This is a genomic window from Ensifer sp. NM-2 (assembly GCF_003024455.1).
In the GTDB taxonomy this organism is placed as follows: Bacteria; Pseudomonadota; Alphaproteobacteria; order Rhizobiales; family Rhizobiaceae; genus Ensifer; species Ensifer canadensis.
The window spans coordinates 1-4,590 of record NZ_PVZR01000050.1; the positions used below are offsets into that span (position 1 = coordinate 1).

A 4,590-nucleotide genomic window follows, 5' to 3' on the forward strand; every position below is an offset into this window, starting at 1 on the left:
GGCGCGGCGATCCTTACCGCGCCAGAGGTACAATCCGAAATCGACGATTGGGCAGGCAAGCTTCTCGACGACTTGAAACCAAAGGCGATCATAACGATCGAGCGCCTGGGTCCGAACGAGAACGGCATTGTCCACTATTCGACGGGTGTTGCTCCCGAAGGCTGTGTCAACATCGCGCCGCTCATCGATAAGGCCACCGAGCGCGGTATCCTGACTATTGGTATCGGCGACAACGGCAATGAGATCGGCTTCGGACGCATCCATCCGTTCATGCAGGATTTTCACCCGTATGGTCGGGAAACCCAGACCGACAAGCCAGGCGGCGCAGTGACTGTGACCGCAACCGACATCTTCCTGCCGGCCTCCGTGTCCAACTGGGGCGCATACGGGATAGCCGCCATGCTTGGTTTCCTCCTCAAGAACCGTGATCTCGTTCAGACGCCAGAACTTGAAAAGCGCATCGTTCAAGCATGCCTCGATGCAGGAGGCTGGGAGATGCGGTACTGCACCTCGCGGTTCATCGTCGATGGTACCGAAGGCGAAAGCTCGATGGCGATCGTCCAGCTTCTGCGAGATATGGTGCGTCTCAATATCGCCGGGCCTGACCGTGGGCTTTCGCACGGCCAAATGAAAAAGACGAAGGGAACAAGAGAATGAATAAGCTTTTCAAAGGCGGAGCCCTTTTGCTGGCGATTGTGGCGGGCCTAGCCGGGCCAGCCATCGCACAGACCTATCCAGATCGTACGATACAAGTAATCGTGCCTTATGCCCCGGGTGGCCAAGGCGACATCACCGCGCGACTGATCGCCGAGCAGCTATCCCCCGCACTTGGCCAGCCGGTCGTCGTCGAAAACCGGCCCGGCGCGAACGGCTCGATTGGCAGCACATTCGTCGCTCGAGCCGACCCAGACGGCTACACGCTCGAAGTCGTTGTCCAGTCGCATGTTTTGGGCAAGGCGCTCATGCCGAACCTTTCATACGATCCGGTCCAGAGCTTCGAGCCGATCTCGCTGTTGGCGCGTACGCAGGTCGGTCTCGTGGTTCCTGCCACCCTGCCCGTCAACACGCTTGCGGAGTTCGTGGCATATGTAAAGGAACGCCCCGGACAGCTGGGCTTTGCCTCCGCAGGGATTGGCAGCAACGTTCATATCTTCTCCGAGTGGTTCCTCGACATGGCCGGACTCGACATGGTGCACGCGCCGTATGCCGGAAGTGCTAAGGCTCATCCCGACCTTATTAGCGGTGTCGCGACGATGGCGTTCGATACGCTCCCCTCAGTTAGCGCACTCGTGCGCGAAGGACGCCTGAAATTACTCGCCGTGGGCGGAACCGAACGGTCGCCGGAGTTTCCCGACATACCGACCGTGGCTGAGTCGGGCTATGCCGACTACAATGCAGGCTCGTGGAGCGCGATGCTGGCGCCGGCCGGCACCCCGCAGGAAATCATCGATATACTGAATGCGGAAGTCGTGAAGATTCTGAATAAGCCCGAAGTCGCAGAACGCCTCACGAAGCTCGGCGCAGTGGTGGTTGCAAGCTCTCCCGAAGAGGCGAGAGTTGCCATCGAGAGGGAAGGCAAGGTCTTCGGAGAGCTGATTGGTCGCCTTGGCATCAAGGTCGGCCAGTAAGGTTCCAGCACCAAGAGGGCCGCAAGTTGCGGCCCATTTCCCATGCAGCCAGGAGACGCTTCGATGACCGTCCTTGCAAGCGGCACTATCACCGTCAAGAAAGATGTTGTGGCAGGCGGCTTCATCACCGCTTTCGCAATCGGATTTGGCGTAATCGCCTGGAACTATTCATTTGGCAACGCCTCACAGATGGGGCCTGGCTTTTTCCCGCTTATCCTATCGGCCATACTCGGCTGTCTCGGCCTGGCCGTCGCCATCAAGGGAATAATCGGTCCGGGTGAGCAGATGACGTTCGTCGCCCCGGTCAGATTGCTTTGCGTTCTGGCCAGCCCCCTTCTCTTTGGCCTGCTCGTGAGACCTGCCGGTTTTCTAATCGCAGTGACCGTGACGGCCTTTGTTGGCACTCTGGCGGCGCCCGAGATGCGCATGTTGACGCGCCTAATCGTTTCCTGCGTTCTGGCAGTCCTCGCCACCGCGGTTTTCATATGGGGGCTGGGTCTGCCGCTGCCGGCATTGGGCCGCTGGCTAACGCTTTAACCAGGGGGACCGATTGTGGATCTGGTAACCAATCTTATGTTCGGGCTGCAAACGGCCCTTACCATCGACAACCTGTTTTACTGTTTTCTCGGTTGTCTCCTCGGCACTCTGATCGGCGTGCTTCCGGGTGTCGGGCCGACTGCAACAATAGCACTTCTTTTGCCCATCACGTTCGGCCTCGATGCTTCAACGTCAATGATAATGTTGGCAGGCATCTACTACGGCGCACAATATGGCGGCTCAACGACCGCCATCCTCGTCAATCTACCGGGCGAAGCAGCCTCGGCGGTCACAGCCATCGACGGCTACGAAATGGCCCGAAAGGGACACGCGGGCATCGCGCTTGCGACGGCCGCAATCAGTTCATTTATTGCCGGTACCATCGCTACTGTTGTCGTCGCTGCCTTTGCGATACCGCTCGGCGAAATGGCGCTGAAATTCGGCCCCCCGGAACATTTTGCGCTGATCGTATTCGGCCTAATCCTGTCGGTAACGCTCGCCAACGGCCAGCTAATCAAAGCGGTAGCGATGATCGTGCTTGGTTTGCTGTTCGGCATCGTCGGCGCCGACGTTTACACCGGCGTCGAACGATTCACCTTCGGCGTCCCCGATCTCTACGATGGGATCAGTTTCGTCGCATTTGCCACCGGCATCTATGGCCTGTCGGAAATTCTTCGCAATCTCGAGCCGAGCGACACACCAAGTCGCTCGGTTCGCGAGATCAGTCGACTGATGCCGTCGCCTTCTGATTTCAAGCGGATGATCATGCCCGCCCTGCGGGGCACGGGCCTAGGCTCCATTCTCGGCGTGCTGCCCGGCGGTGGCGCAACGCTGTCATCCTTCGCATCGTACGCTTTGGAGAAAAAGCTGTCGACAGGACCGGTAAGGTTCGGTGAGGGGGCGATGGAAGGCGTAGCTGGACCGGAAGCAGCCAACAATGCCGGTGCGCAAACATCGTTCATCCCGATGCTGACGCTCGGCATTCCCGGCAACGGCGTTATGGCGATGATGATCGGTGCGTTGATGATCCAGGGCATTCAGCCCGGACCTAGCGTGATGACCAATAACCCGGCGCTTTTCTGGGGCTTGATCGCATCCATGTGGATTGGCAACCTTATGTTACTGATCCTGAACTTGCCCTTGGTAGGGCTGTGGGTGAAGCTGTTGTCGACGCCCTACAACATGATGTTCCCGGCGATCCTCGTCTTTAGCGCGATCGGCGTTTACTCGATCAATATGAGTTTGGTGGACCTTGTCCTTTTGAGCGGATTTGGAATGCTCGGCTACATCCTGTTCAAGCTGGATTGCGAGCCGGCTCCCCTGCTGCTGGGGTTCATCCTTGGGCCGATGCTCGAAGAGAACCTGCGCCGGGCGCTGATCTTTTCGCAAGGCGACTGGACGGCGCTTGTGTCCAGCCCGATCAGCATCACCCTGCTCGGTATGTCCGCTCTGGCGCTCATCCTTATATCGACACCCAGCGTGCGTCGTATGCGTTCCAATACGTTTGCCGAGGCCGAAGACTAAAGAACTCAGCAGAGACATGTTCGCATTCGGCGCCTGGCCCCTTCCTTGCAAATCTCAACACAAAGTCGCTTCACGTCTTGTGGGATTATCCTTGGCGCACACTGAAACGATACAAACCGGTAATGGAGACCAATTTGCTTTCAGCCATATCCACCACCAACGCCCCCGCCGCAGTTGGCCCCTTTTCACAGGCGATAAGCACGGGACAACTTCTGTTTGTTTCTGGCCAATTGCCGATCGATCCGGCCACGGGTGAGATCGTTTCGAAAGACCCGGTGCTACAACTGCGCCAGTGCCTAAAGAACATCTCCGCCATCGCAACGGAAGCCGGAACCAACCTTGCCCGGACAGTGAAAACGACTGTGCTGATTACTGACATGTCGAAATTCGGCGCACTTAACGCGGAGTACGCTACCTTCTTCAAGGCACCGTTTCCCGCCCGCGCATGCTTCGAAGTGTCCGCCCTGCCAAAGGGCGCACAGATCGAAGTGGAGGCGGTGTTGACGCTACGCCATTCTAACGAATAGGGACCTTCCCACACTGATCCAAAAAGCAACACCCGCATCGCGCTGGCGTTGTTCAAGAGCATCGAGCATGTAACAGCGTTCCCACGCGCGCGCCCCTCGCATCTCTGACAGCACCTACGCCGATATGTATGCCGTCTTGACGGTTGTGTAGAATTCGGCGGCGTGGCGACCTTGCTCGCGCGAGCCATGGGAGGAGCCCTTGCGGCCACCGAAGGGCACGTGGAAATCGACGCCGGCGGTCGGCAGATTGACCATCACCATGCCGGCCTCGGCATTGCGCTTGAAATGCGTCGCATGTTTCAGGCTGGTGGTGGCAATGCCCGACGACAGCCCGAACGGCGTGTCGTTGGCGACGGCAAGCGCCTCGTCATAAT

At 58.4% G+C, this 4,590-nt stretch carries 6 protein-coding genes; 5 read left to right on the forward strand and 1 reads right to left on the reverse strand.

Annotation, left to right across the window (positions count from 1 at the left end):
• The 5 genes from C6558_RS38585 to C6558_RS38605 form a co-directional block, all read left to right on the forward strand.
• Positions 1-657, forward strand: a 657-nt coding sequence (locus tag C6558_RS38585) for a glutamate cyclase domain-containing protein (RefSeq protein ID WP_146160985.1), incomplete at its 5' end; no start/stop codon positions are given.
• 26 nt (positions 658-683) lie between these two features.
• Positions 684-1,628 carry a tripartite tricarboxylate transporter substrate binding protein gene (locus C6558_RS38590; RefSeq protein ID WP_245449368.1) on the forward strand — a complete coding sequence of 315 codons (945 nt, stop codon included), beginning with the start codon at positions 684-686 and terminating at the stop codon, positions 1,626-1,628.
• A gap of 63 nt (positions 1,629-1,691) precedes the next feature.
• Positions 1,692-2,165 (forward strand): tripartite tricarboxylate transporter TctB family protein, encoded by a 474-nt coding sequence (locus C6558_RS38595; protein ID WP_057223494.1) that lies wholly within the window; start codon positions 1,692-1,694, stop codon positions 2,163-2,165.
• A 15-nt stretch (positions 2,166-2,180) separates the two neighbouring features.
• On the forward strand, positions 2,181-3,689 hold the full coding sequence (locus C6558_RS38600; RefSeq protein WP_107028834.1) for a tripartite tricarboxylate transporter permease: 1,509 nt from the start codon (positions 2,181-2,183) through the stop codon (positions 3,687-3,689).
• Between the two features lie 122 nt (positions 3,690-3,811).
• Positions 3,812-4,216 carry a Rid family detoxifying hydrolase gene (locus tag C6558_RS38605; protein ID WP_255569861.1) on the forward strand — a complete coding sequence of 135 codons (405 nt, stop codon included), beginning with the start codon at positions 3,812-3,814 and terminating at the stop codon, positions 4,214-4,216.
• Positions 4,217-4,330: 114 nt separating this feature from the next.
• Here the strand turns inward: C6558_RS38605 and C6558_RS38610 are convergent.
• A partial coding sequence (locus tag C6558_RS38610; protein WP_146160986.1) for an aldehyde dehydrogenase family protein occupies positions 4,331-4,590 on the reverse strand: 260 nt, incomplete at its 5' end.